This window comes from Pseudoalteromonas sp. SWN29, from assembly GCF_015864465.1.
Classification (GTDB): domain Bacteria; phylum Pseudomonadota; class Gammaproteobacteria; order Enterobacterales; family Alteromonadaceae; genus Pseudoalteromonas.
The window spans coordinates 74,825-97,586 of the sequence record NZ_JADYXE010000005.1 but is presented as its reverse complement, the minus strand read 5'-3'; the positions used below and the strand labels follow the sequence as shown (position 1 = coordinate 97,586).

At 37.8% G+C, this 22,762-nt stretch carries 20 protein-coding genes; 13 read left to right on the top strand and 7 right to left on the bottom strand.

All coding sequences use genetic code 11. The features are described from left to right. The first annotated feature begins 52 nt into the window (after positions 1–52). Complete coding sequence (locus tag I6F53_RS03135) at positions 53–382, top strand: hypothetical protein (protein WP_197238446.1); 330 nt, start codon at positions 53–55, stop codon at positions 380–382. Between the two features lie 95 nt (positions 383–477). Here I6F53_RS03135 and I6F53_RS03130 read toward each other — a convergent pair whose 3' ends face one another. Beyond that, positions 478–1,767, bottom strand: coding sequence for an alkaline phosphatase (locus I6F53_RS03130; RefSeq protein WP_166420523.1), 1,290 nt, complete (start codon positions 1,765–1,767; stop codon positions 478–480). 415 nt (positions 1,768–2,182) lie between these two features. Here I6F53_RS03130 and I6F53_RS03125 point away from each other — a divergent pair, with 415 nt between their 5' ends. From I6F53_RS03125 to rnd, 3 genes are all read left to right on the top strand, one after another. Beyond that, the gene (locus I6F53_RS03125; protein ID WP_197238445.1) at positions 2,183–3,034 is read left to right on the top strand and encodes an alpha/beta hydrolase; all 852 of its coding nucleotides are present in this window, start codon (positions 2,183–2,185) and stop codon (positions 3,032–3,034) included. Between the two features lie 115 nt (positions 3,035–3,149). Further along, positions 3,150–4,802: a long-chain-fatty-acid--CoA ligase FadD gene (gene fadD, locus I6F53_RS03120; protein ID WP_197238444.1), complete on the top strand. Its 1,653-nt coding sequence runs from the start codon at positions 3,150–3,152 to the stop codon at positions 4,800–4,802. Positions 4,803–4,853: 51 nt separating this feature from the next. Beyond that, complete coding sequence (rnd, locus tag I6F53_RS03115) at positions 4,854–5,984, top strand: ribonuclease D (protein WP_165727983.1); 1,131 nt, start codon at positions 4,854–4,856, stop codon at positions 5,982–5,984. 148 nt (positions 5,985–6,132) lie between these two features. Here the strand turns inward: rnd and minE are convergent, their stop codons facing one another. From minE to minC, 3 genes are read right to left on the bottom strand one after another with little or no spacing between them, the layout of a single operon-like run. Further along, the gene (gene minE / locus I6F53_RS03110; protein WP_007377619.1) at positions 6,133–6,396 is read right to left on the bottom strand and encodes a cell division topological specificity factor MinE; all 264 of its coding nucleotides are present in this window, start codon (positions 6,394–6,396) and stop codon (positions 6,133–6,135) included. Position 6,397: 1 nt separating this feature from the next. Continuing rightward, positions 6,398–7,207, bottom strand: a complete 810-nt coding sequence (gene minD, locus I6F53_RS03105) for a septum site-determining protein MinD (RefSeq protein ID WP_165727982.1) — start codon at positions 7,205–7,207, stop codon at positions 6,398–6,400. A 5-nt stretch (positions 7,208–7,212) separates the two neighbouring features. Then, entirely contained in the window at positions 7,213–7,917 is a 705-nt protein-coding gene (minC, locus tag I6F53_RS03100) for a septum site-determining protein MinC (protein ID WP_165727981.1), read from the bottom strand. A gap of 155 nt (positions 7,918–8,072) precedes the next feature. Between minC and I6F53_RS03095 the strand changes: the two genes are divergently transcribed. Further along, positions 8,073–8,360 (top strand): YcgL domain-containing protein, encoded by a 288-nt coding sequence (locus tag I6F53_RS03095; RefSeq protein ID WP_165727980.1) that lies wholly within the window; start codon positions 8,073–8,075, stop codon positions 8,358–8,360. Next, the gene (locus tag I6F53_RS03090; protein ID WP_165727979.1) at positions 8,353–9,369 is read left to right on the top strand and encodes a lytic murein transglycosylase; all 1,017 of its coding nucleotides are present in this window, start codon (positions 8,353–8,355) and stop codon (positions 9,367–9,369) included. Before I6F53_RS03095 ends, I6F53_RS03090 begins: the two co-directional genes overlap by 8 nt. Before the next feature lie 40 nt (positions 9,370–9,409). Here the strand turns inward: I6F53_RS03090 and I6F53_RS03085 are convergent, their stop codons facing one another. After that, positions 9,410–9,955 carry a GbsR/MarR family transcriptional regulator gene (locus I6F53_RS03085; RefSeq protein WP_010552940.1) on the bottom strand — a complete coding sequence of 182 codons (546 nt, stop codon included), beginning with the start codon at positions 9,953–9,955 and terminating at the stop codon, positions 9,410–9,412. Between the two features lie 204 nt (positions 9,956–10,159). On the opposite strand from I6F53_RS03085, the gene adhP reads away from it, so the two are divergent. Beyond that, positions 10,160–11,170 carry an alcohol dehydrogenase AdhP gene (gene adhP / locus I6F53_RS03080; RefSeq protein ID WP_197180623.1) on the top strand — a complete coding sequence of 337 codons (1,011 nt, stop codon included), beginning with the start codon at positions 10,160–10,162 and terminating at the stop codon, positions 11,168–11,170. Positions 11,171–11,249: 79 nt separating this feature from the next. Here adhP and I6F53_RS03075 read toward each other — a convergent pair whose 3' ends face one another. Next, positions 11,250–13,670: a TonB-dependent receptor gene (locus I6F53_RS03075; RefSeq protein WP_197180619.1), complete on the bottom strand. Its 2,421-nt coding sequence runs from the start codon at positions 13,668–13,670 to the stop codon at positions 11,250–11,252. Positions 13,671–13,914: 244 nt separating this feature from the next. Further along, entirely contained in the window at positions 13,915–15,186 is a 1,272-nt protein-coding gene (locus tag I6F53_RS03070; RefSeq protein WP_197238442.1) for a Xaa-Pro dipeptidase, read from the bottom strand. Positions 15,187–15,340: 154 nt separating this feature from the next. On the opposite strand from I6F53_RS03070, the gene I6F53_RS03065 reads away from it, so the two are divergent. From I6F53_RS03065 to I6F53_RS03040, 6 genes are all read left to right on the top strand, one after another. Beyond that, positions 15,341–17,182 carry a DUF885 domain-containing protein gene (locus tag I6F53_RS03065; protein ID WP_197238441.1) on the top strand — a complete coding sequence of 614 codons (1,842 nt, stop codon included), beginning with the start codon at positions 15,341–15,343 and terminating at the stop codon, positions 17,180–17,182. 97 nt (positions 17,183–17,279) lie between these two features. After that, positions 17,280–17,792: a YcgN family cysteine cluster protein gene (locus tag I6F53_RS03060; RefSeq protein WP_197238439.1), complete on the top strand. Its 513-nt coding sequence runs from the start codon at positions 17,280–17,282 to the stop codon at positions 17,790–17,792. Then, entirely contained in the window at positions 17,792–18,310 is a 519-nt protein-coding gene (locus I6F53_RS03055; RefSeq protein ID WP_197180610.1) for an RNA methyltransferase, read from the top strand. Before I6F53_RS03060 ends, I6F53_RS03055 begins: the two co-directional genes overlap by 1 nt. A gap of 70 nt (positions 18,311–18,380) precedes the next feature. Further along, positions 18,381–19,301, top strand: a complete 921-nt coding sequence (locus I6F53_RS03050) for a substrate-binding periplasmic protein (protein WP_197238438.1) — start codon at positions 18,381–18,383, stop codon at positions 19,299–19,301. A gap of 58 nt (positions 19,302–19,359) precedes the next feature. After that, positions 19,360–20,616, top strand: a complete 1,257-nt coding sequence (locus tag I6F53_RS03045; protein WP_197118981.1) for a sugar MFS transporter — start codon at positions 19,360–19,362, stop codon at positions 20,614–20,616. Between the two features lie 256 nt (positions 20,617–20,872). After that, positions 20,873–22,762 (top strand): methyl-accepting chemotaxis protein, encoded by a 1,890-nt coding sequence (locus I6F53_RS03040; protein ID WP_197238437.1) that lies wholly within the window; start codon positions 20,873–20,875, stop codon positions 22,760–22,762.

The window sequence follows — 22,762 nt, the reverse complement described above, 5'->3', positions numbered from 1 at the left end:
TTGGTTGTTTTTAAATCATAATTTTATGCATTATTAAGGTTGGAGACGCGTAATGACGCTGCCTATTGGTTCAGGTTTTTTTACCGGAGATATTCCTGGTAGGGTTAGCTCTACCAAAGTTGTTACTAATAAACCACAGGGTTTATTAGACCAGCCGGCTGCTCAAAAAACGAATACCGATTATGTAAAAAGCAGTGTTGAGGGCGTCGAACTGGCTAATCAACTGTTTAAAAGCAGTTCTAAAAGCAATGAATACAGCCAAACAATTTACGACCAACCGACTGCTCTAGTAAGCAAAGCGATTTCTACTTATACTGAATTTGCTAATTTAGAACGCAGGGCAGAAGTACAAAATTTAATAGGCGTTGATATATACGCTTAAAGCTCATTCAAACGTTTTAGATAAATACAGCGATAAAATTTAATAAAAAGCCCGAACATATGTTCGGGCTTTTTGTGTTCAAAACGAAGCAAAGATTACTGTTCAATAAAGCCGATTAGCTTATCTGCAATATCAGTATTATTTTGTGAACCAATAAATTGATCACTGCCTTTGCCATAAGCAAATACTTGAACGTCTACAGCGGTGTGTCCACCGGTTGTCCAGCCAGTAAAGCTCGCATCACTAATAATACTTTTAACAGCTAAATTAAGCGCTTTTTCGCCCATTTTTTTAGCTTGCTCAAGTTTGATTTGGTTTTCAGTTGTAAATTCAATATTGGTGTTAGCAGTCCATACTGGTTTTAAGTCTTTAGACTCCATAAGTTTGTCTGTTAACTTACTAGCCGTTGCCTTAACACCTTTAATTACGTCTGTTTCCCATTTAAATTGGCCGTGCGAACCAATAGTTAGGCCGCCCGTTGAGTGATCGGCTGTAACCACAAGTATAGTGTCTTTATTTTTATCAACGTATGCTTTTGCTTTTTCGATTGATTTAGCAAAGTCGTCCATTTCAGCCATCGCACAGGCTATATCGTTAGAGTGACCACACCAATCAATTTGGCTGCCCTCAATCATTACAAAAAAGCCTTCTTCGTTTTGGTTATCTAGTAAACCAAGTGCTTTAGATGTTAACTGAGTCAGGCGAGTTGGGTTTATATCAAGTGCAAATGGCAGGCCTTTGCTTGCATACAAACCTATGGCAGGTATTTGTGTAATTTGGCCCAGATTATTAATATCGTCGCCATATTGGTAACCTGCGGCTTTAAATTCTTCAACTAAATTACGGTCATCTCGAATAAAATATTTAGTACCGCCACCAAGCATTAAATCAACGGGTAATTTACCAGCAATCTTATTATCAATATAATCGTTGGCAATATCATCGTAGTTGTAACGAGATTCATTGTGAGCTGTAAAACTCGCTGGTGTTGCATGATTTATTTGTGACGTTACAACAAGCGCTGTTGTCATACCGCGCTCTTTTGCTATTTCGAGCATGGTTTTAACTGGCTTTTTATCTGTATCTACAGCAACCGCGCCATTATAACTTTTATGACCGCTACTAAGCGCTGTAGCACCTGCTGCACTGTCGGTTACATAAGTATGGTCGTCTGGGTAGGTATGCGCCATGCCTTTTAAAATAGTGTCAAAAACCGTGCCTTCGACTTCTTTTGTTGCAGGGTCATCTTTAAAATAGCGATAAGCCGTGGTGTAAGCCGGACCCATACCGTCACCAATCATATAAATTACATTTTTAGGTGCTGATTCTGCGTAAGCACCAGAAGCGGTGCATAAAAGTGCCAATAAGCTGATCTGTTTTTTCATGGTTGTACCTTATGAGTGTACCTTATTTAATAGCCGCTGATATTGTATACAGATAGGATGATAAATAAATGAATATCTGAGATATTTATAATTTATACTTTGATTTTATATACATAGAATTGTAGTTAACGCTGTTAGTTCTATTTATTTAAATTATACTAGTTATAAGCTATCTATATATGGTGCTCTCACCTTTTATTTGTTTAAAAGGTACTCAATATTAATATGTTAAAAAACCTTTGCTTATCACACCATTTTTAAGTTGTTGAAAATATTGAGTTTGGTTTTCTACTCAGTGCTATATTTGATACCAGGAAGATAATTAAATCGTGAATTTCGCACCATTTCCTAAGTTAGTGGTCTGACAACTTGTATGCTATAAATAATGATGCTCTAAATTAATAAAGGACTTACCATGCAGCCGTTTAATATTGAAACCAATAATTTAAATATTCATGGCTTAAAAGTAGGTTCAGGGAACGAAATAGTAATAGCGCTACATGGGTGGTTAGACAACTGCCATAGCTTTATGCCAATGTTAAACAACGTTAACCCAAAGCACACTTGGTACTGCATTGACTTTGTTGGGCACGGTTTATCGAGTTGGCGAAGTGATGACGCACACTATTATTTTATTGATTATATTGATGATGTGTACCAACTTATAAATGCGCTTGGTGTTAAAAAAGTACATTTAGTGGGTCACTCTATGGGGGCTATGGTTGCAGGACTTTTTGCTAGTTGTTTTGGAGATTATGTTAAGTCTGTTACCTTTATTGAGGGTATTGGTTGTGTTACAACGCCAAGTGAAGGTGTATGCGAACAGCTAAAAAGTGCGGTATTAAATAGAGCGCGTTTAAAAAATAAAAAGTCGAGAATTTATAAATCGAAAGAACTTATTTATGAAGCACGTGCTCAAACAACCGATTTAAATAGTGAGCTTATTACGCTCTTAATGCAGCGAAATATAAAACAGACTTCAGATGGTTTTACGTTAACAACAGATCCAAAGCTTAAAAATCACTCAGGTTTTAGGTTTGATGAAGCGCAATGTATTGGTGCAATAAAAGATTTAGCTGCACCATGTCAATTAATTTTAGGTAACGAAGGTTATTCGTTTGTAAAACAAAATTTGGCAAAGTATATTAGTTATTACAATAACTTGAAGGTAATTGAAGTAGAGGGTGGGCATCATTGCCATATGCAAAGTAGTGAGTTATGTTTTGAGCATATTCAAGACTTTATGCTGCAAAATGGTGCATGTTAATTGTAAGTTTACGTAAAATGTGGGATTATTCCTGCATTAGAGTATTTGCTCAATTGTTAAAGCGCCTTACTTAGATTAAGGTTAATAAAAATATAATTATAAACAGGGGCTAAGAGTGGAAAAAATCTGGCTTAAGCGCTACCCAGAGGGTATGCCTGAAACAATCGATCCTGAGCATTACAACTCGTTACTCGAAGTGTTCGAAAAAAGTTTTTCTGATTACAAAGATCTACCTGCATTTACTAATATGGGTAAAACGTTATCGTATGACGAAATTGACACCGCAACCAAAAAAGTTGCTTCCTATATTCAAAATGATTTGGGTCTTAAAAAAGGTGACAAAGTTGCCGTAATGATGCCTAACTTACTACAAACACCAGTCACAATTTTAGGTGTTTTGCGTGCAGGTTGTGTGGTTGTAAATGTTAACCCACTTTATACTGTGCGCGAATTAGAGCATCAGTTAAAAGACTCAGATACTACCGCTATTTTCATTCTAGCAAACTTTGCTGACACGCTCGAAAAGTCACTTGCTCATACCGATGTTAAACACATTGTAGTAACGCAAGTAGGCGATATGGTTGGCGGGCTTAAAAAGCATATAGTTAACTTTGTTGTGAAGCACATTAAAAAAATGGTGCCAAAATTCAACTTACCGAACACAATTAACTTTTCAGACGTTTTAGCTGCGGATGAAGCTAAATACACGCGTCCTGAAATGAGCTTGTCTGATCTTGCTTTTTTACAGTACACCGGTGGCACAACAGGTGTATCTAAAGGTGCAATGCTTAGCCACGGTAATATGGTCGGTAACCTTGAGCAAGTTTCAGGTTGTTTAGATAAAGTGTTAAATCGTGGTACAGAAGTCGTTATTACTGCTTTACCGCTTTATCATATCTTTGCTTTAACAGCTAATTGCTTAACGTTTATGAAATACGGTGGCTTAAACGTACTTATTACTAATCCACGTGATATGCCTGGGTTTGTTAAAGAGCTTGGCCAACATAACTTCACCGCTATTACTGGCGTAAACACACTATTTAATGGTTTATTAAATACTCCAGGTTTTGCTGATCTAGATTTTAGCCACTTAAAAATGTCGTTAGGCGGTGGTATGGCGGTTCAACGTCCTGTTGCCGAAAAATGGCAAAAAGTGACTGGTTCAAAACTAATGGAAGGCTACGGACTTACTGAATGTGCTCCTTTAGTTACTATTAGTCCTTTTGATTTAAAAGCATACAATGGCTCTATTGGTTTACCTGCGCCTAATACCGATATTAAGTTAATGCTTGATAATGATGAAGAAGCCGCAAAAGGCGAGCCAGGTGAGCTTTGGGTTAAAGGCCCGCAAGTAATGGTTGGTTATTACAAACGACCAGATGCAACCGCTGAATGTTTAAAAGACGGCTGGTTTGCTACAGGTGATATTGCGACTTATGATGATGAAGGTTTCTTCTTTATTGTAGATCGTAAAAAAGACATGATCATTGTATCTGGCTTTAATGTTTTTCCTAATGAGATTGAAGAAGTAGTGGCTATGCACGAAGGTGTACTAGAAGTAGCCGCTATTGGTATTCCTCATGATGTAAGTGGTGAACAAGTTAAAGTTTTTGTTGTGAAAAAAGACCCTTCTTTAACTGAAAAAGATATAATAAGTCACTGTCGTGAAAATTTAACTAATTACAAGGTCCCCAAACTGGTAGAGTTTAGGGATGAGTTACCTAAAACTAACGTAGGTAAGATACTCCGAAGAGCCTTGAAAGATTAGCAACCTATAAAAAAGCCGACATATGTCGGCTTTTTTATTGTAGGAGATTAAGTGCAATACCAATTGATCGAAACCCAAAATCAACTGAACACTTTTGTTGAACAAATAAAAAACAAACCTATTTTAGCTATCGATACTGAGTTTATGCGTCGTCGTACTTTGTATCCTGAAGTTGCACTTATCCAAGTTTTTGATGGTGAACACTTAGCACTTATAGATCCATTAGCTGAGCTTTCACTATTTGATTTTTGGGAAATACTAAAAGATCCCGCAGTTTTAAAAGTACTGCATTCTCCTTCAGAAGATATTGAAGTTTTTCAAAAGTACGCAGGCTTTGTTCCAGCCCCGTTATTTGATACACAATTTGCATTACAATTACTTGGTGAAGGCAACTGTATGGGTTTTGCCCTTATGGTAAAAGAGCTGCAAGGTATTGAAATAGATAAAAGTGAGTCACGTACTAATTGGCTACAACGCCCGTTAACTAAAAAACAACTAGATTACGCTGCCGCTGATACATTTCATTTATTACCATGTTTTGAGCTGATTATCGATCGCATTAATGCCGCTGGCTTTTTTGATATTGTAATAAACGAGAGTGAGCTGATTGCTAAAAAACGTGCATTTCAGACCCCAGACGAGCTTTTATATAAAGATATTAAAAATGCATGGCAACTTAAACCGCACGAATTAGCGGTGTTAAAAGAGCTTGCTGTATGGCGAAGAAACAAAGCCATTAAGAAAAATTTGGCACTTAATTTCGTGTTAAAAGAACATAACATGACTGAAATTGCTAAGCGCGGCCCTTCAAGTTTAAACGCTCTTAGGCAAATTCCAGGTGTTGAGGCTATTGAAGTTAATCGCTCTGGTGTAGATATAATAAAGTGTATTGAAGTTGCTAAAGAAGTCCCAGATGCTGAGCATCCAGATGTGCTTAAGCGCTTAATTGATTTTCCTACCTATAAAAAAGTAGCGAAAGATATAAAACAAAAAATCACTAAAGTAGCTAAAGAGCACAATATACCAGAAGACGTTATGGCCTCTAAAAAGCAAATCAATCAATTGATTAGTTGGAATTGGAAGTTAACGCCTGATCAAAAACAGAGTCATATAAAGCCTGACTTACTGAGCTCTTGGCGATATACCTACGTTAAAGATGCTTTAAAAGAGTGGGATACTTAACGCTAAATATATACCTTTAACTGTGTGATAAGGGTCTTTTGATTCATATTACATGGTTAAAAAGTTTTAGTTGAGCGTAGATATTCATAGTAATTATTAAAAAGTAAACACAAATAAAGAGGGCGCTAATAAAGCGCCCTTTCTTCGATTACTTCTTTTCTTCATCAGGTAGTGTAACGTTTAGCTCAAGTACGGCTAAATCGTCTTCGTTCTGATCGAACTGAACCTGAACTGCATCGCTACTTACGTTCACGTATTTACGGATCACATCTAAAATATCTTGTTTTAATTGTGGTAAGTAATCCGGCGTTCCTCGTTGAGAACGCTCGTGCGCGACAATGATCTGCAATCGCTCTTTTGCTAATGACGCACTGTTTTTCTTTTCTGAGCGGAAGTAGTCAAGTAAAGACACGTTAACCTCCAAAAATCCGTTTAAATAAGCCTTTTTTCTCAACGTCTAAGAAGCGAAAATCGACAGTTTCACCTAGTAGGCGATTAATTGCGTCAGAGTAAGCTTGGCCTGCATCAGATTCTGTATCTAATATAACAGGTTGGCCTGAGTTTGAAGCACTTAACACCGCTTGCGATTCAGGGATCACACCTAGCAGTGGAATTGATAGAATATCTTGTACGTCTTCTACCGATAGCATTTCACCTTTTTCAACACGACTAGGATTATAGCGTGTTAATAGTAAGTGTTCTTTAATGTTTTCTAGGCCTTCTTCAGCTCGTTTTGATTTGCTGTGTAGAATACCTAAAATACGATCAGAATCTCGAACTGACGACACTTCTGGGTTTGTTGTCACAATTGCTTCGTCAGCAAAGTACATTGCCATCATAGCGCCAGCTTCAATACCTGCTGGTGAATCACATACTATGTAATCAAAGTCTTCTTTTAATTCGTTTAGTACGCGCTCAACACCTTCACGGGTTAATGCATCTTTATCACGAGTTTGTGAAGCGGGTAGTAAAAATAATTTATCTACACGTTTATCTTTAATTAGCGCCTGGTTAAGTTTTGCCTCACCATTTATTACGTTTACAAAGTCATAAACAACACGGCGTTCACAACCCATAATTAAATCTAAGTTACGTAAACCAATATCAAAGTCGATAATAACTGTTTTATAGCCTTTTAACGCTAAGCCTGTGCCAATTGCAGCACTTGATGTTGTTTTGCCAACACCGCCTTTACCAGAGGTAACGACAATTACTTTTGCCATGAGATTTATCCTTTAACCAAAGCTGAAATTTCTAATGATTCGTCTTTTTGTTGTATTTGCACTGCATTTCCCCAATGTTCACCTTGTAGCGAATCACTGATCCAGTAGTTACCATCTATTGAAACTAGTTCGGCTTCAAGTTTTTGGCAAAAAATGTGTGCTTCTTTAAAACCTTTTGCGCCTGCAATAGCGCGGCCGCGTAATGTGCCATATATATGTACATTACCATCGGCAATAACTTCAGCGCCGTGACTTACTGCACCAAGCACGATTAAATCGCGGTCTTTAGCATAAACTTGCTGGCCAGAGCGAACGGTACCGCTAATAATTTGCGCCGGCAAATGCACTGTTTTTTCTACAATAGACGTATTAGCCTCTTGTTTAACAGGTTCGCTCTTAACGTCTTGTGAATAATTTAAAACAGATAAGCCAGCCGCTTTAGCTTGGGCATGTTGCTCATCAGAGCCATTACACACACCAACTGCATTAAAGCTCATGCGCTCAATCAACGATTTTAAGTGTACAAAATCGAGTGAACTGTTTTTAACTTCAAGTAAATTAACAACAATAGGGGCACCTTCAAAAAACCTAGGTGCTTGGGCTATTTTTATATACAACTGTTCTGCTAGAAGGGCTATATCAGTACTATAAAGATGCAAAACTGATAACGTAAAAAGATTCCCTTTTAACTCAAAAATTTGGTCCGACATACACGCTCAATTGAATTGTCTGATTAAAAATCAATATTAGATAAACGTAGGCTGAATAAGGCCTTTATTGAAATTTCTAATCTAAATTTTCTAACTTATTATTACTCTCATGTTATAGTGTGCAGCATTGTTAAGCAAGAATTTATAGGGTCATAATGCTCACTGCTGTATATAAAAGTAAGAAAAAAGCGGATACCTTCTTATTTGTTGAAAAAAGAGATGATTTTAGTAAAGTTCCGGAACCTTTAATGGTCATGTTTGGTCAACCTCATTACGTTATGATCATAAACTTAGCTAAACGTGAACATTTAGGTGGAGCCGATTTAGAAACTGTAAAAGCAGCATTATCAAACCCTGATAAAGGCTACTACTTACAAATTCCACCGCCAGAGGAAAACTTGCTAAGTCAATTACGAAAAGAAAATGGAGTTGATAGTGATTAAAAAACTGACCGTTTTATTATGTGGAGTTTGCTTAAGCGGCTCTGTAATGGCTAAAACACAAGCTGAGTTTCAAACATATTTAACTGATTTAAAGCAAGAAGCGATATCTAAAGGTTACGAAGCGAAGCTTATTGATGATGCTTTTGCAACAGCAACCTATAAAGAGAAAGTGGTGTCGGCTGATAAAAACCAGCCAGAAGTAAAAGAAACACTTGAAACGTATTTACCAAAACGTGTACCTCAATGGAAAATTGATCGTGCACGTAAGCTCTACGCAGAAAACAAAGAGGTACTTGAACAAGTAGCTAAAGAGTTTGGCGTACAAGCTCGTTTTATAGTGGCACTTTGGGGACTTGAAAGTAATTTTGGTACCATTCAAGGTGGCCATAATGTTATTTCATCTTTAGTGACGCTTGCTTTTGATGGACGCAGAGAAGCGCTTTATAAACGCCAGCTTTGGGCAGCACTGGATATTTTAAAATCGGGTCACATTACCTTAGATAAATTTAAAGGGTCGTGGGCTGGTGCTATGGGGCAAACACAATTTATGCCTACATCGTTCAACGCTTACGCGGTTGATTACAATAACGATGGTCGTAAAGACATTTGGACCACAAAAGAAGATGCTTTTGCTTCAATTGCTAATTATTTAAAGCAAGAAGGGTGGAACGATTCGCTTACTTGGGGACGCCAAGTTCAGTTACCTGAAAACTTTGATAGTAAATATGTTTTAGTACGTGGTACTAAAACACGTAAGCAGTGGTTAGAGTATTGGAATGACTCAGAGCGTTCATTAGCTGATTGGCAAGCACTGGGTGTTCGTAAAGCCGATGGTTCTGATTTACCTAATGTAGACGTACGTGCTGCACTGGTTATGCCTGATGACATAAATGGACGCATGTACTTAGCGTACGATAACTACAAAGTGTTTATGCACTGGAATCGCTCGTATTACTTTGCCACCAGCGTAGGTTATTTGTCAGATAGAATTGGATATCCAAAAATCTAATTATTAAAATATGTATATAAATAAAGCCGCAATTGCGGCTTTATTCTTTCTTAAAAATCTTATCTTTTAGGTCAATAACTTTTCCAATACCAGAGCCTAGCTTCATCAGCTTATTGAGTTGTTCTGGCGTTAAACGTTGTAGCTCTGATGACCATTTTGTTACGGTTTCAAGCAGGTTATGAATTTCACCCATTTGTTTTTGCGCGTATAGTTCGTCGTCGTTACTGGCTTCGTCTAATAAGTTATCGCGCAGCAATGTTAGGGTGGGCTCAATTTCGCGTTTTTTACGTTCTTCAAATACACGATTAGCCATATCCCAAATATCGCCAGCAGGGGCGTAGTACTCTTTTCGATCGCCTGGAATATGCTGTACTTTAATCAATTGCCACGATTGCAGTTCTTTAATACCCATACTTACATTACCGCGAGAAATACTAAGCGCATCTGCAATCTCGTTGGCTGTCATCGGGTTTTTAGTAATAATCAGCAAGCCACACATTTGCCCAATTGTACGATTAAATCCCCAGCGGCTGCCCATCTCACCACAATGCATTACGAAGGCAAAATTCTTTTCGGATAAACTCATTGCTTAATAACTTTCAGTAATTTCAGAAACTAAATGCTAGCACGCTCATTTTGGATAGCAAGTTCTTAGCCACTTTATAGAACAATTTAAACGACTAAAGTATGATTTAGATTAATATTTATACATCTATATTGGGATATGCTGTACACACAACAATACGTAAATAAATCCTTTTTTTATTTTTTCAAATACGATGGAATGACTATGAAAGCTGCAGTTAATAATGAATACAAAGGTAAATTACAAATAACAGACTTACCAATCCCTGAGGTTGGAATAAATGATGTTTTAGTTAAAATAGCGGCCTGTGGTGTTTGCCATACTGATTTACATGCCTGCCATGGTGATTGGCCAGTAAAACCAAAAATGCCATTAGTACCAGGGCATGAAGGTGTTGGTGTTATTGATAAAGTTGGCAGCAACATAAAGCATTTAAAAGTTGGCGACAGAGTGGGTGTTCCTTGGCTTTATAGTGCATGCGGACACTGTGAGTTTTGCTTAGATGGTAAAGAAACACTGTGTTTATCGCAGCATAATACCGGCTATTCTATTGATGGTAGCTATGCAGAGTATTGCTTAGCGCATGGCGATTACGTTGTAAAAATACCTGAGGGACTTGGATTTTCAGAAGCAGCTCCGTTATTTTGCGCAGGTGTTACAACGTATAAAGCATTAAAAGTATCCGGTGCTAAACCGGGGCAATGGGTTGCTATTGTTGGTGTAGGCGGGCTTGGCCATTTAGCGGTACAGTACGCCAAAGCTATGGGCTTTAATGTAATAGCTGTTGATACAGGTAAAGAAAAGCTCGCACTTGCTAAAAAGCTTGGCGCAGATATAACCCTCGACTTTAAAGAAGTTGTTCCTAGCGAAGCTATTTTTGAACAAGTTGGTGGCGCGCATGGCGTTGTGTGTACTGCGGTATCTAAAGCTGGGTTTGAACAAGCTTATAAAAGTGTACGCCGTGGTGGTAAATGTGTATTAGTGGGATTACCTCCAGAGGATATGCCACTGCCTATTTTTGATACCGTACTTAATGGCGTATCAGTAGTGGGATCTATTGTCGGTACACGTAAAGATTTACAAGAATGTTTAGAGTTTGCCGCTCAAGGTAAAGTAAAAGCGATTATTGAAGAAAAACGTTTAGAGGACATTAACGAAATTTTTGATGATATGCTTAAAGGTGAAATTAACGGTCGCATAGTCGTTACTATCTAATCTAAATTAAGCGTTTATAAAACACAAAAAAAGCACGGCTTCTAAATTAGAAAACCGTGCTTTTTAAATACTAAACCAATTAAAGAGTGTAACTAAAACTTAGTTTTGCATTACGCTCTTCGCCTGGCATACCACCTAAAAACATGGCTTTTGAGTAATATTTTTTGTTAAACAAATTATTTAAGTTTAACTGCATATGCCATTTATCAGTTGTATACGATACCGCTGTATCGTAAATCGTGTAACTTGGTACGTAACCATCAGGAATCGAGAATGAACTTGAATTAGTACTTCTGTTATCTACAAACGTAATACCACCACTTATATTTACAGCTTCAGGTAAGTTAAACATATCTGCGTAGTAAGTTACCCACGTGCTCGCTGTTACGTAAGGCACACCTTTTTGGCGTGTGTCGTAACTGCTGCTATTAGGATTACTTTTGTCACGTGCATCTTGATAAATACCGTTTATGTTTACTTTCCACTTATCATTTAGGTAAGCATTTAAATCAAGTTCTATACCTTTGGTTTCTTCTTTACCGTCATAAAAGCTCTCAACTACGTTGTCGGCAGAAACACCTGCTTCATATAATGGATTGCTATACTCTAAATTTGTACGCGAGCTTTCAAATACAACAATTGAGGCAAGTAGCTGATCGTCAAACGCTTTAAATCTAAAACCTAAATCGTTACTTAATGACTCAGAATCTTCTCTGTCGGCTTCGTTACCTGCAACAGAGCCTAAAACACTGTAAGCAGTACGACCTTTTGAATGATTTACAAATACAGATAAATCTTCAGTTGGCTGATACGTTGCACCTAAATTATACGTTAAACCGCTATCTGAAGTATTCGCTTCAGGTGTTGGGTCTGCATTGCTTGAACTATAGCGCTCATCTACACCAAAGTGCTCGTAAGTTTGCTCAATACGGTTATAAGCAACACCTACGCGCGTTGTAAGCTCTTCAGTTATATAACCTACGTGTTGAATGCCTAAGCCCCATGCTTGTACTTTTTTATTGTAGTCACTTGTTTTAAGTGGATCGTAATCTTCAAAGCTGCCAGATGGCCAATTTGGCTCTCTGATATCGTAAATGTATGGCAATGTGCCTTGGTAAAGTAAGTTACCATCACTGTCGTTAATTACTTTATCAGCGTCATAAATAGAGTATTGTTTAAAACGAATATCTCTATCTTCGTAGTTTGCGTTTACAAGTAATTCGTTATCTACGTCGCCTAACATAAAGTCATAACGTAAATCTAAAAAGTACTGCCACGACTTTTCATCTGCTTCTACTTGGCGATATTCTTGTCGGCGTGCTGCATACGGATAAAGAACACCGTCTTCAACTAAAGGCGCTCGAGGGTCGTTGTTTATAATGCCATCACGAGTAGAATACACGTAGTTATAAGCACCTGTTTGGCGCGCAAAGCTTGAAGTGTAATTACGGTACTGTAGTTGCTGGTTTAAAAACAAATCGTCAGTAATGTAATAGTTATGCGTTAATTTAAAACGCAGCTCTTCACCTTCGTTATCATCAGCCATTGGTGAAATAATACCGTTTGTGCCAAAGCTATAAGGTGTTAAACCATCAGATGCAGATAGCGAATTAGCTAGCTGGTCACGCTGTGCGTCACTTAACTGTACGCCACTTCCTGTCGGATCGTTTACTAAATCGGCACCGGTTACTTCACCCGCGCTTAAACCGTTTGCAGTTTCTGCGTTGTAAATACGAATAGGGTGACCAATAGAATCAACTGCTATTTCATCTTTAATGTATGCAGCAGAAAGCATGATGTTTTGTCTGTCGTTTAGTACGTATTTAAGCGAGGTATAAATTTCGTCGCGATCTTCTTTTAAATCACGAAAGCCGTCACTTGACGCTGTTTTAGCCATTACACGATATGCTAAATCATCTGTTATCGCGTTAGTGCTATCAAACGATAACGAGTAGCTATCCCACTGGCCAAGCTCAGCCGATACTTTGTGTTTTTCTTCAAACTCTGGCTTTTTCTCAATTAGGTTAATTACGCCACCTGCACTACCAATGCCATATAAACCGGTTGCAGGGCCTTTTAAAACCTCAACAGATTCAACATTTGTAAGCGAACGAGTTGGATTAAATGTATTGCCTAAACCAGCACCACCATACATACCATCGTAGGTATAGTTTGCGTCTAAGCCACGAATTACTAAGTTATCACCAATACCGTAGTTATTACCTGCTTGTGTTAAACCACTTACGTTTCTAACTAAATCTTGTAGGCTATCTACACCTTGAGATTCAATAAGTTCACGGTCAATAATAACAACCGGTGCAGGTGTTTCCATTAAAGACATGTCTGATTTAGTCGCAAGACCTGAGCTCATCACCACGCGATTTTGTTTTTCGTATACGCTGATACGTTCAATATCAGAGTCAGCTATAGTATTTTCGGCAAATGCCATATTTGCATTTAAACAAGCAAGAGTAATAAGAGAGTACTTAAACGTTTTCATAGAGTGATAACTATTCGCGTTATTGAATTTGCACGAATGATAATGGTTATTGTTTTTAAAGTGAATAAAAAGTTCATTTTTTTTGATTAAATAGAACTGTTTGGATGATTAACAATCAAAAAGAAGTTTTATAAGGTTATCTTGTTCCTTTTATGGGAATTAAGAGGGCTAGTAAGACTAAGTAATCTTAGCCTTACTAAATAAAATTTTAACCCCCAAAGGTCAACTTGTTTAGCATTTACTATTATTTTTTATAAACGACACCGGCTTTCATTACAAAGGGTACTGACTCTAAGGTTTTAATGTTTTTAAGCGGGTTTTCTTTTACAGCAATTATATCAGCAGCAAATCCGGTTTTAATTTGCCCTAACTGATCGTCCATTTTTAATAGCTTTGCACTATTAATAGTAGATGCTTGAATGGCTTGCAGCTCTGTCATACCAAATTCAACCATGCGGCTAAACTGTTTTGCATTATCGCCGTGCGGGTAAATTGCAGCATCAGTGCCAAACACCATTTTCACACCGGCTTTTACAGCACGGCTAAAGCTATCACGTTGCCTTTTAGATACTTGGCGCTCTTTATTTAGGTTTTCTTCGTCTACGCCATTTTGCTCGCCATAAGTTAGCGTGTATTCGGTGTTATAAATATCCATAGAAAGCCAAGTTCCATGCTCTTTTGCAAGAGCTATAGCCTCGTCATCTAAAAAGCTGGCATGCTCTACGCTATCAACGCCTGCTTTAATGGCTGTTTTAATTCCGCTTGTACCGTGTGCATGGGCTGCAACTGGTAAATCGCGCATATGAGCTTCATCAACAATGGCTTTCATTTCTTCAAAAGAATACTGCTGTGCACCTACTTTAGTGCCTTTTGAAAATACGCCACCGGTGGCGCAAAACTTAATAGCGTTTGCCCCGTATTTAATGTTTTCGCGTACTTTTATACGCGCTGCCCATGGGCCGTCTGCCACACCACTTGAGGTATATTTAAGTTCAGGCGGTAGGCGGTTGTTGTCACAGTGCCCGCCAGTAATTCCGAGTGATGAACCCGCAGCCCAAATACGAGGACCAACAATATCACCTGCGTTAATTCCATCACGCACCGCTATAACGCTGTAACCTTCAGCGCCAACATTACGTACTGTAGTAAATCCGGCTTCTAAGGTTTTTTTAGCAAAATAAGCCGCTTTAATTGCCATACGCGGAACAGATTGTCCTAAACGCTCACTACGAGAAACAGTTGGGTCACTTGTTAAATGCACATGCATATCCATTAAACCAGGCATAAGTGTTAGCTCCGGCAACGCGATATGCTCATCATTTTTAGAAAGCCTAGGTTTTTTGTTTTGTTCAATGTTAGTAATTACGCCATCATCAATAGTAATCAAGGGCGATTTAATGAGCGTGCCATTTTCAACATTAACCATGGCTTTAGCCGATAGGTATGTAACGGCATGGGCATTAAAAGTAGTTAAACAAAGTAAGGCTATAGAGGTGCTGAGTAGTTGTTTTTTCATTTTATTTTTCTTTTAAATCATATTTGAATTAATAGAAATGTAACAAGCTCAGATAAAAGTGCAAATTTAATACGATGAACGCAATCTATCGTAATTACTTTATTAAGTAAGGCTTAATGCGCATAATCAAAAAACGATATTAAAAAGGATTATCATGAAATCAATTAAATTAGCATTAGTTGCCAGTGGCGTTATGTTTGCTTTAAGTGGCTGTATGAATACTGGGCTTAATACAAGCACTAACACCAGTGCGCAGCTAAACACAGTTAACGCATCGGCAGGTATTGTTTCAGAGCTTTCGGCAGAGCAACAGCTTGATGTACTTGTTGCACAGTATTACGATGAATCGCTTACATATAGCCCTATAAGCGCAACGTATAGTGGCCGTAACGAGTTTAACGATCAATTTACGCCAGCTATCTCAAAAGAAAATAGAGCAAAAAAAGCGGCTTTTTATAAAAAATTTCAACAGCGATTAAACTTTATAGATAAAGCACAGTTAACAGGGCAGTCGCTTTTAAGTTTTGAAATATTAGAGCGCGACCTTGCACTAAAATTAGAGGGCATGCAGTTTCCTGATTATTTATTACCAATTAACCAAATGGCGGGTGCGCATAACACGTTTGCAGGTTTTGGCTCAGGTCAAAGCGCTCAGCCGTTTAATTCAGTTGAAGATTACACTGCTTTTATGTCGCGCAGCGAAGGTTTTGTAAAGTGGCTTACTAGTGTAGAGCGCTCAATGGCTCAAGGTATTAAACTAGGTATTACCTTGCCAAAGCCTTTGGCTGAAAAACTGCAACCACAATTTGCGGCTCATGTAGTTAAAAATGCTGAAGACTCACTATTTTGGGGACCAATTAAAAAATTACCAGAATCGTTTAGCGCACAGCAAAAGCAAAAAATTACAGCGCAGTATCGCGAACTGATTATGCAGCACTTAGTACCAGCTTATAAAAGCATGAGTGACTTTTTAGCTAATCAGTATATTCCTAATAGCCGAGAAAGCGTTGGTTATAGTGACTTACCAAACGGTAAAGCGTGGTACGAATACCAAATTAAGAAAAACACGACGCTTAGCTTATCTGCAGACGAAATTCATGAGATAGGTTTAAGTGAAGTGTCGCGCATTTTAAGTGAAATGAAAAAAGTAAAAGAAACAGTAGGCTTTAAAGGCGAGTTATCTGAATTTTTTGACCACTTACGTAATTCAGATGAGTTTTACTATAATACGCCACAGGAGCTAATTGCAGCATATGAAAACGTTAAGAAAAAAATAGATGCACGTTTGCCTCTGCTTTTTAACATAGCACCAAAAGCACCTTACGTTGTAAAAGCGGTTGAAGCTTACAGAGCGCAGTCGGCTGCAGGTGCGTCGTATGCATCTCCTGCACCTGATGGCTCTCGCCCAGGCATTTTTTATATCAATACGTATAACTTAAAAGCACAGCCGAAATTTTTACTCGAAACCTTATCGATTCACGAAGCTGCGCCAGGACATCACTTTCAAATAGCTCTGCAACAAGAAATAGACGGCTTACCTGACTTTCGCAAATTTGGTGGTTACACCGTATTTGCAGAAGGTTGGGCACTTTACGCAGAAAGCTTAGGCAAAGAGCTAGGCTTATTTACCGACCCATACATGTGGTACGGGCGTTTATCAGACGAGCAATTACGTGCAATGCGTTTAGTGCTTGATACTGGTTTTCATGCAAAAGGGTGGACGCGTCAGCAGGGTATTGATTACATGCTTGCTAACTCATCTATGGCTAAAAGTGACGTAATAGCTGAAGTTGAGCGTTATATTGCATGGCCGGGGCAGGCGCTTTCTTACAAGTTAGGGCAGTTTAAAATCCAAGAACTACGTGATTATTCTAAAAAAGAACTCGGCGATAAATTTGATATTAAAGCGTTCCACACGCAAATATTAATTGATGGTGCATTACCAATGCCAATTTTAGAGGAAAAAATTAAGCGTTGGGTTAAATCTCAAAGCTAATTTTTAGCGCAAAGCCAGTACTTTGAAAGGGTATTGGCTTTGCGCCATTTGCAGCAATACGGTAGAATGCGCGCTCTTTAGGGGGCACGAGTAAACTATGTTTGATCAACAATTAGCAAATACACAATTTTGGCTTAAAAAAAGCTTAAGCGACATGAGTCAAAACGAATGGGAAGCCATTTGTGATGGATGCGGAAAATGTTGTTTAAATACGTTTATTGATAGCGAAGATGAAGACGAATTTACCGCCACCGATCAGTTACGTGAAGGTGAGCAGTTAATATTTACTAATATTGTGTGTCAGTATCTTGATAACAACACCTGTGGTTGTAGCGAGTACGAAAACCGCCAAACGCTTGTTCCTTCTTGTGTAAAACTCACAAAAAAAAACCTCAAAGACATCTTTTTTATGCCGCAAAGTTGCAGTTACCGCCGTTTACACGAAGGGCGTGGCTTGGCTTCTTGGCATCCGTTATTAAATAATGGCGATAAAACAAAAATGCACGAGTTAGGGATTTCTGTAAAAGATAAAACAGTAAAAGATTGTGATGTGAAACTAGACGACTTTGATTTATACATTGCAGAGTGGCCAACAAAGGACGCTGATTAATGAGCAAACAACAAGCGGTAATTGGTTTAATTAATCCTAAAAGCCCGACTAATGTTGGTAGTGTATTGCGTGCTGCAGGGTGTTACGACGCTAAACAGGTTTTTTTTACTGGTAATCGTTATTTAAACGCCAAGAAATTTCATACCGACACAAAAAATGTACTTGAGCGTATCCCGCTTATCGAAACTGATAGTTTAGAAGTAGTAAAGCCAGAGGGTGCAACCGTTGTTGTTATTGAACTTATTGAAGGTGCAACGCCTTTACCTGAGTTTAAACACCCTGAAAATGCATTTTATATATTTGGTCCTGAAGACGGCTCAATCCCAAAAGATGTTTTAAAGTGGTGCGATGAGGTTGTTTATATTCCCACTATTGGCTGCATGAACTTAGCGGCTACTTGTAATGTGGTTTTGTACGACCGATTAGCTAAATTAGGCGGCGTTGAGAGCAGCGATACAACAATTATAAGCTCGCGCGATACAAATAATAAAATGAAATGGGAAAAAGCATCTGATTAAGGTTTATCAGTGCAAAAAGTTTAGTTGTAACTAAACTTAAAAACATGATTAATCATAAATAGATTTTTACATGCGCTGGTTTTATTTTATATTATTACTGACAAGTAGTAATTGTTTTGCAGAAACGTCAGTTGAGTATTATCAAAATGGTATTCAACATGTTTTAAATGGGCATTATCACAAATCAGGAGTGCCCTATGCAGCGAAAACTCCCAAGCAAATACTTCATCTAGCTACTCTCGACTGGCCTCCTTATATTGGTAGTAATTTATGTAATAAAGGATGGGTTTATCAGTTTTCTATTGCCTTATTAAATAGTAAGGGCTACAGCGTATATATTGAATTTTTGCCTTGGGCAAGAGCTGTACGAAATGTAGAACTAGGCAAAGCTGATATATTAATGCCTGAATACTTTATAGAAGATACAGCCCCCTCTGATTATGTTAATGGTAAAACACGTCGAGAATTACTTGGTTTATCTAATTCGTTTAAAGGTGGAGAAATTGCATTTTTAAAAAGGAAAGGCGATACAGACCGTTTCACTGGAAACTTAAAATCGCTTAAAGGGCAAAAAATTGGGGTTGTTCGTGGGTATCAAAACACACCTGAGTTTGATGCCATGATGGATAATAATGAGTTTGAAATTATTACCTCTGTTGATGATTTACAGCTTGTTCAGCTACTGGTTGCTAAGCGTGTTGATTTGATTATAGGCGATCCCGACGTTTTAAAGTTCTCAGTTTCTTACTCCTCTTTGAGTAAATCTGAAAAAAACACCTTGCTTTCATCCATTGAAAATGAAAACACCCCTTTGCAATACAACCCTTTATATTTTGCTATTAGTAAGCTGACACCTAACTGGCTTTTAGTATTAGAGGATATAAACGAAGGGCTTTATCAGTTTCATAATAGTGGCGAGATAGACCGTATTATCAATACGACAAATACTCAATGCAAACCATATAATTGGAACGTTCCTTTGTTGCGCTGACTAATTTATATATAAACATGTAGAATCGTTTTCAACTTGTTAATGGAGTGAAAACGACGTGAGTGAAATAAATACAAATCAATCATTCGCGGTCAACGAACAGCCAAATAAAAATTATCTGTTTCCACTGACTGCAATGACGACCCTATTTTTTTTATGGGGTTTTATTACTGTTTTAAACGATGTACTAATACCACGATTAAAAGGCGTATTTGATTTAAGCTTTTTTGAAGCGATGCTAGTACAGTTTTGCTTTTTTGGTGCTTATTTTATTGTTTCTATCCCTGCGGGGATTTTAGTTAAGCAGTTTGGTTACAAAAAAGGGATTTTAACTGGTTTAATTGTGGCTTCAATTGGCTGTATGTTGTTTTATCCTGCTGTTGTAGTACATGAATATTGGCTATTTTTAGGCGCTTTATTTGTTCTTGCATCAGGTGTAACGGTACTTCAGGTTTCTGCAAACCCTTATGTTGCAGCTCTTGGGCCTGAAAAAACAGCTTCGTCTCGGTTAAATTTAGCACAAGCTCTTAATGCACTCGGCACTACAGTTGGACCATACGTTGGTGGTTTATTATTTTTTGGAACCGCAGGTAGTTTAGCTGCCTCTGCAGCAACTGCTGAATCGGTAAAAGTGCCTTACTTAATGCTTGCCGGCGCCTTATTGCTTATCGCTATTATATTTGCCTTTATAAAGCTTCCAGAAATCGAAGCCCATAAAGAAGAAAACAATACCGCAATAGAGTCTCGTTCATTAACTCAAGCACCTCACTTAACTATGGGTGTACTTGCTATATTTTGTTATGTAGGCGGGGAGGTAGCCATTGGTAGCTTTTTAGTTAATTACTTTGGTGAGGCACACATAGCAGGACTTGAAGAGCACACTGCAGCAGCGCTTATTAGTTATTACTGGGGCGGGGCAATGGTAGGGCGTTTTATTGGTTCTGTATTATTACAAAAAATAGCACCTTCAAAAGCCATCGCGTTTAATGCCTTTAGTATTATTGCACTCTTAATGATCACTATTTTTACTCAAGGTGACGTCGCTTTATATTCAGTATTGGCAATTGGTTTATTTAACTCAATTATGTTCCCGACTATATTTTCAGTTGCTATTGAGCGACTAGGATCGTTGACCAGTAAAGGCTCTGGTTGGTTATGCTTAGCTATTGTAGGTGGTGCACTTGTGCCATTACTCCAAGGTTTTATAGCTGACACAGTAAATATACAACAAAGCTTTTTTGTACCAATGGTGTGTTACGTATTTATAGCATGGTACGGTTTAAACGTTGTACGATTAGCAAATAAGTGGCAATAACCGCTTAATATTAAGTGACTGAATACGTATTCAGTCACTTATAAAACTATATTTTACAGGAACGTTCCAAAAATAATTGATACTAGTCATAATCTATTTCACTATTAGTCAGTTACCCACAAAAACCTTTTGTTTTACAATCCTTTATTCTTATTTTTCATCAATAACCTACTATAAGTCTCTTTTACTAGGACATTTAGCTAAATTTTTGCTAAAACTGTATGGATAATAACGAAAAAATAATAAAAGGGCTTATATGCTTAACTCGTTAAAATTTACTTCCAAAGTGACTATTGCAGCCTCTTTAATTTTAGTTTTGGTACTAGGGTTATTTACTTTTAATAACTATATTGCGATGCGCAAGCAAACCGAGCAGCAGTTAAGCCTAGTATTACAACAAAATTCTGAATCTGTGTCGCAAAATATAGCGAGTTGGTTAAATGCAAAGCTGGCAATTGTTATATCAATTGCTAAAACGCATAAAGCTAATGATTCTAAAGCCCTCACCCTTTCACAATTAAATACTGCAGAGCTTGCTGGAAGCTTTAAAAATACTTACATAGGAAAATCTAGCGGCACGTTTATATTAAACGATCAATCAGTCGTTTTACCTGCTGACTTTGATGCGACTTCTCGTCCTTGGTACAAATTAGTCGAAAACAAATCAAATACCGCTTTTACAACTCCCTATATTGATGTAACAACTAACGAGCTTACAATTTCAGCGGTAGTACCCATGCTACAAAATGGCCAGTTTAGCGGCGTTGCAGGTGCCGATATTGATATGCAAACTGTGACTAAAATTATTAACGATATTGATTTTTTAGGTCTTGGTTATGGTTTTTTACTCGATAACAAAGGCCAAGTGTTAAGCCATCCTAATGCTAAGTTAAATTTAAAAAATACATCAGATATTTTTGGTACTAATACGCCCTTGCAAAGTGAGTTTACCCAATACGAGATAAACGGAGAGTCTAAGCTTATCTCGTTTACAAAAATTAGCGGTATTGAAAACGTAGATTGGTACCTAGGTGTTGTTATAGATAAAAATAAAGCATATGCCAGTGTATCGACTTTTGGTCAAACTGCGGCTGTTTTTATGGTGATAGGGATCATTGCTATCATTATTATGATGCAGCTTTTACTACGCTATTTAATGCAGCCTATGAACCGTTTAAATGATGCCATTAAAGATATAGCACAAGGCGAAGGCGATTTAACAAGGCGCTTAACCGTTGAAAATGATGATGAATTTGGCGACTTAAGCCATTCATTTAATATTTTCATCGAAAAAATTCAGCATTCAATAGAACAAGTTAAAGAGTCCACAGAGCAATTAGATACAGCTATTGAGAGCTTGGTATCACAAACACATTCATCATTGTCTATGTATGATGACCAAAGCAAGCGTACCGATAGCGTGGCAGCGGCTATTAATCAGTTTTCAGCTACATCTATGGATATTTCAAATAATGCAGAGAGTGCATCGCAGCTTGCTAAAAATGCAGATGAGCACTCAACACAAAATCAAGAAGCATTAAGCCACAGCGTTGCAACCATCCATCAGCTTTCGGCTAATATGGAGAAAGCTCAGCAAACTATAAACAGTTTAAATACGCACACAGCCAGTATTGGGCAAGTGCTTGAAGTTATTAAAGGTGTAAGCGAGCAAACTAATCTATTGGCATTAAATGCAGCAATAGAAGCCGCTAGAGCAGGAGAGGCAGGACGCGGTTTTGCTGTTGTAGCAGATGAAGTACGCCAATTAGCACACCGCACTCAACAATCAACGCAAGAAATTGAAGACACGGTGAGCCAGTTACAAAAAGGCTCAAACCTTGCTGTAGAGCTTATGAAAACAAGCCTTCAAGACAGTGAAAAAAGCGTACAACAAGCAGATGCCGTCGGCAATTTAATGAGTCATGTTATACAAGCTATTAAGCAAATTAACGATGCAAATCATTCTGTGGCCAGTGCAACCGATGAGCAAAACCAAGTTGTTAAGTTATTAGATACCGATATTCAAACAATTAGCGCGCTTTCTATACAAGGCAAGGCTAACTTAAATGACACGCTTAACGAATGTACCAAATTAAAACAGCAGTTTAGTGCCTTAGAAAATATGGTTCAAAAGTTTAAAGTATAA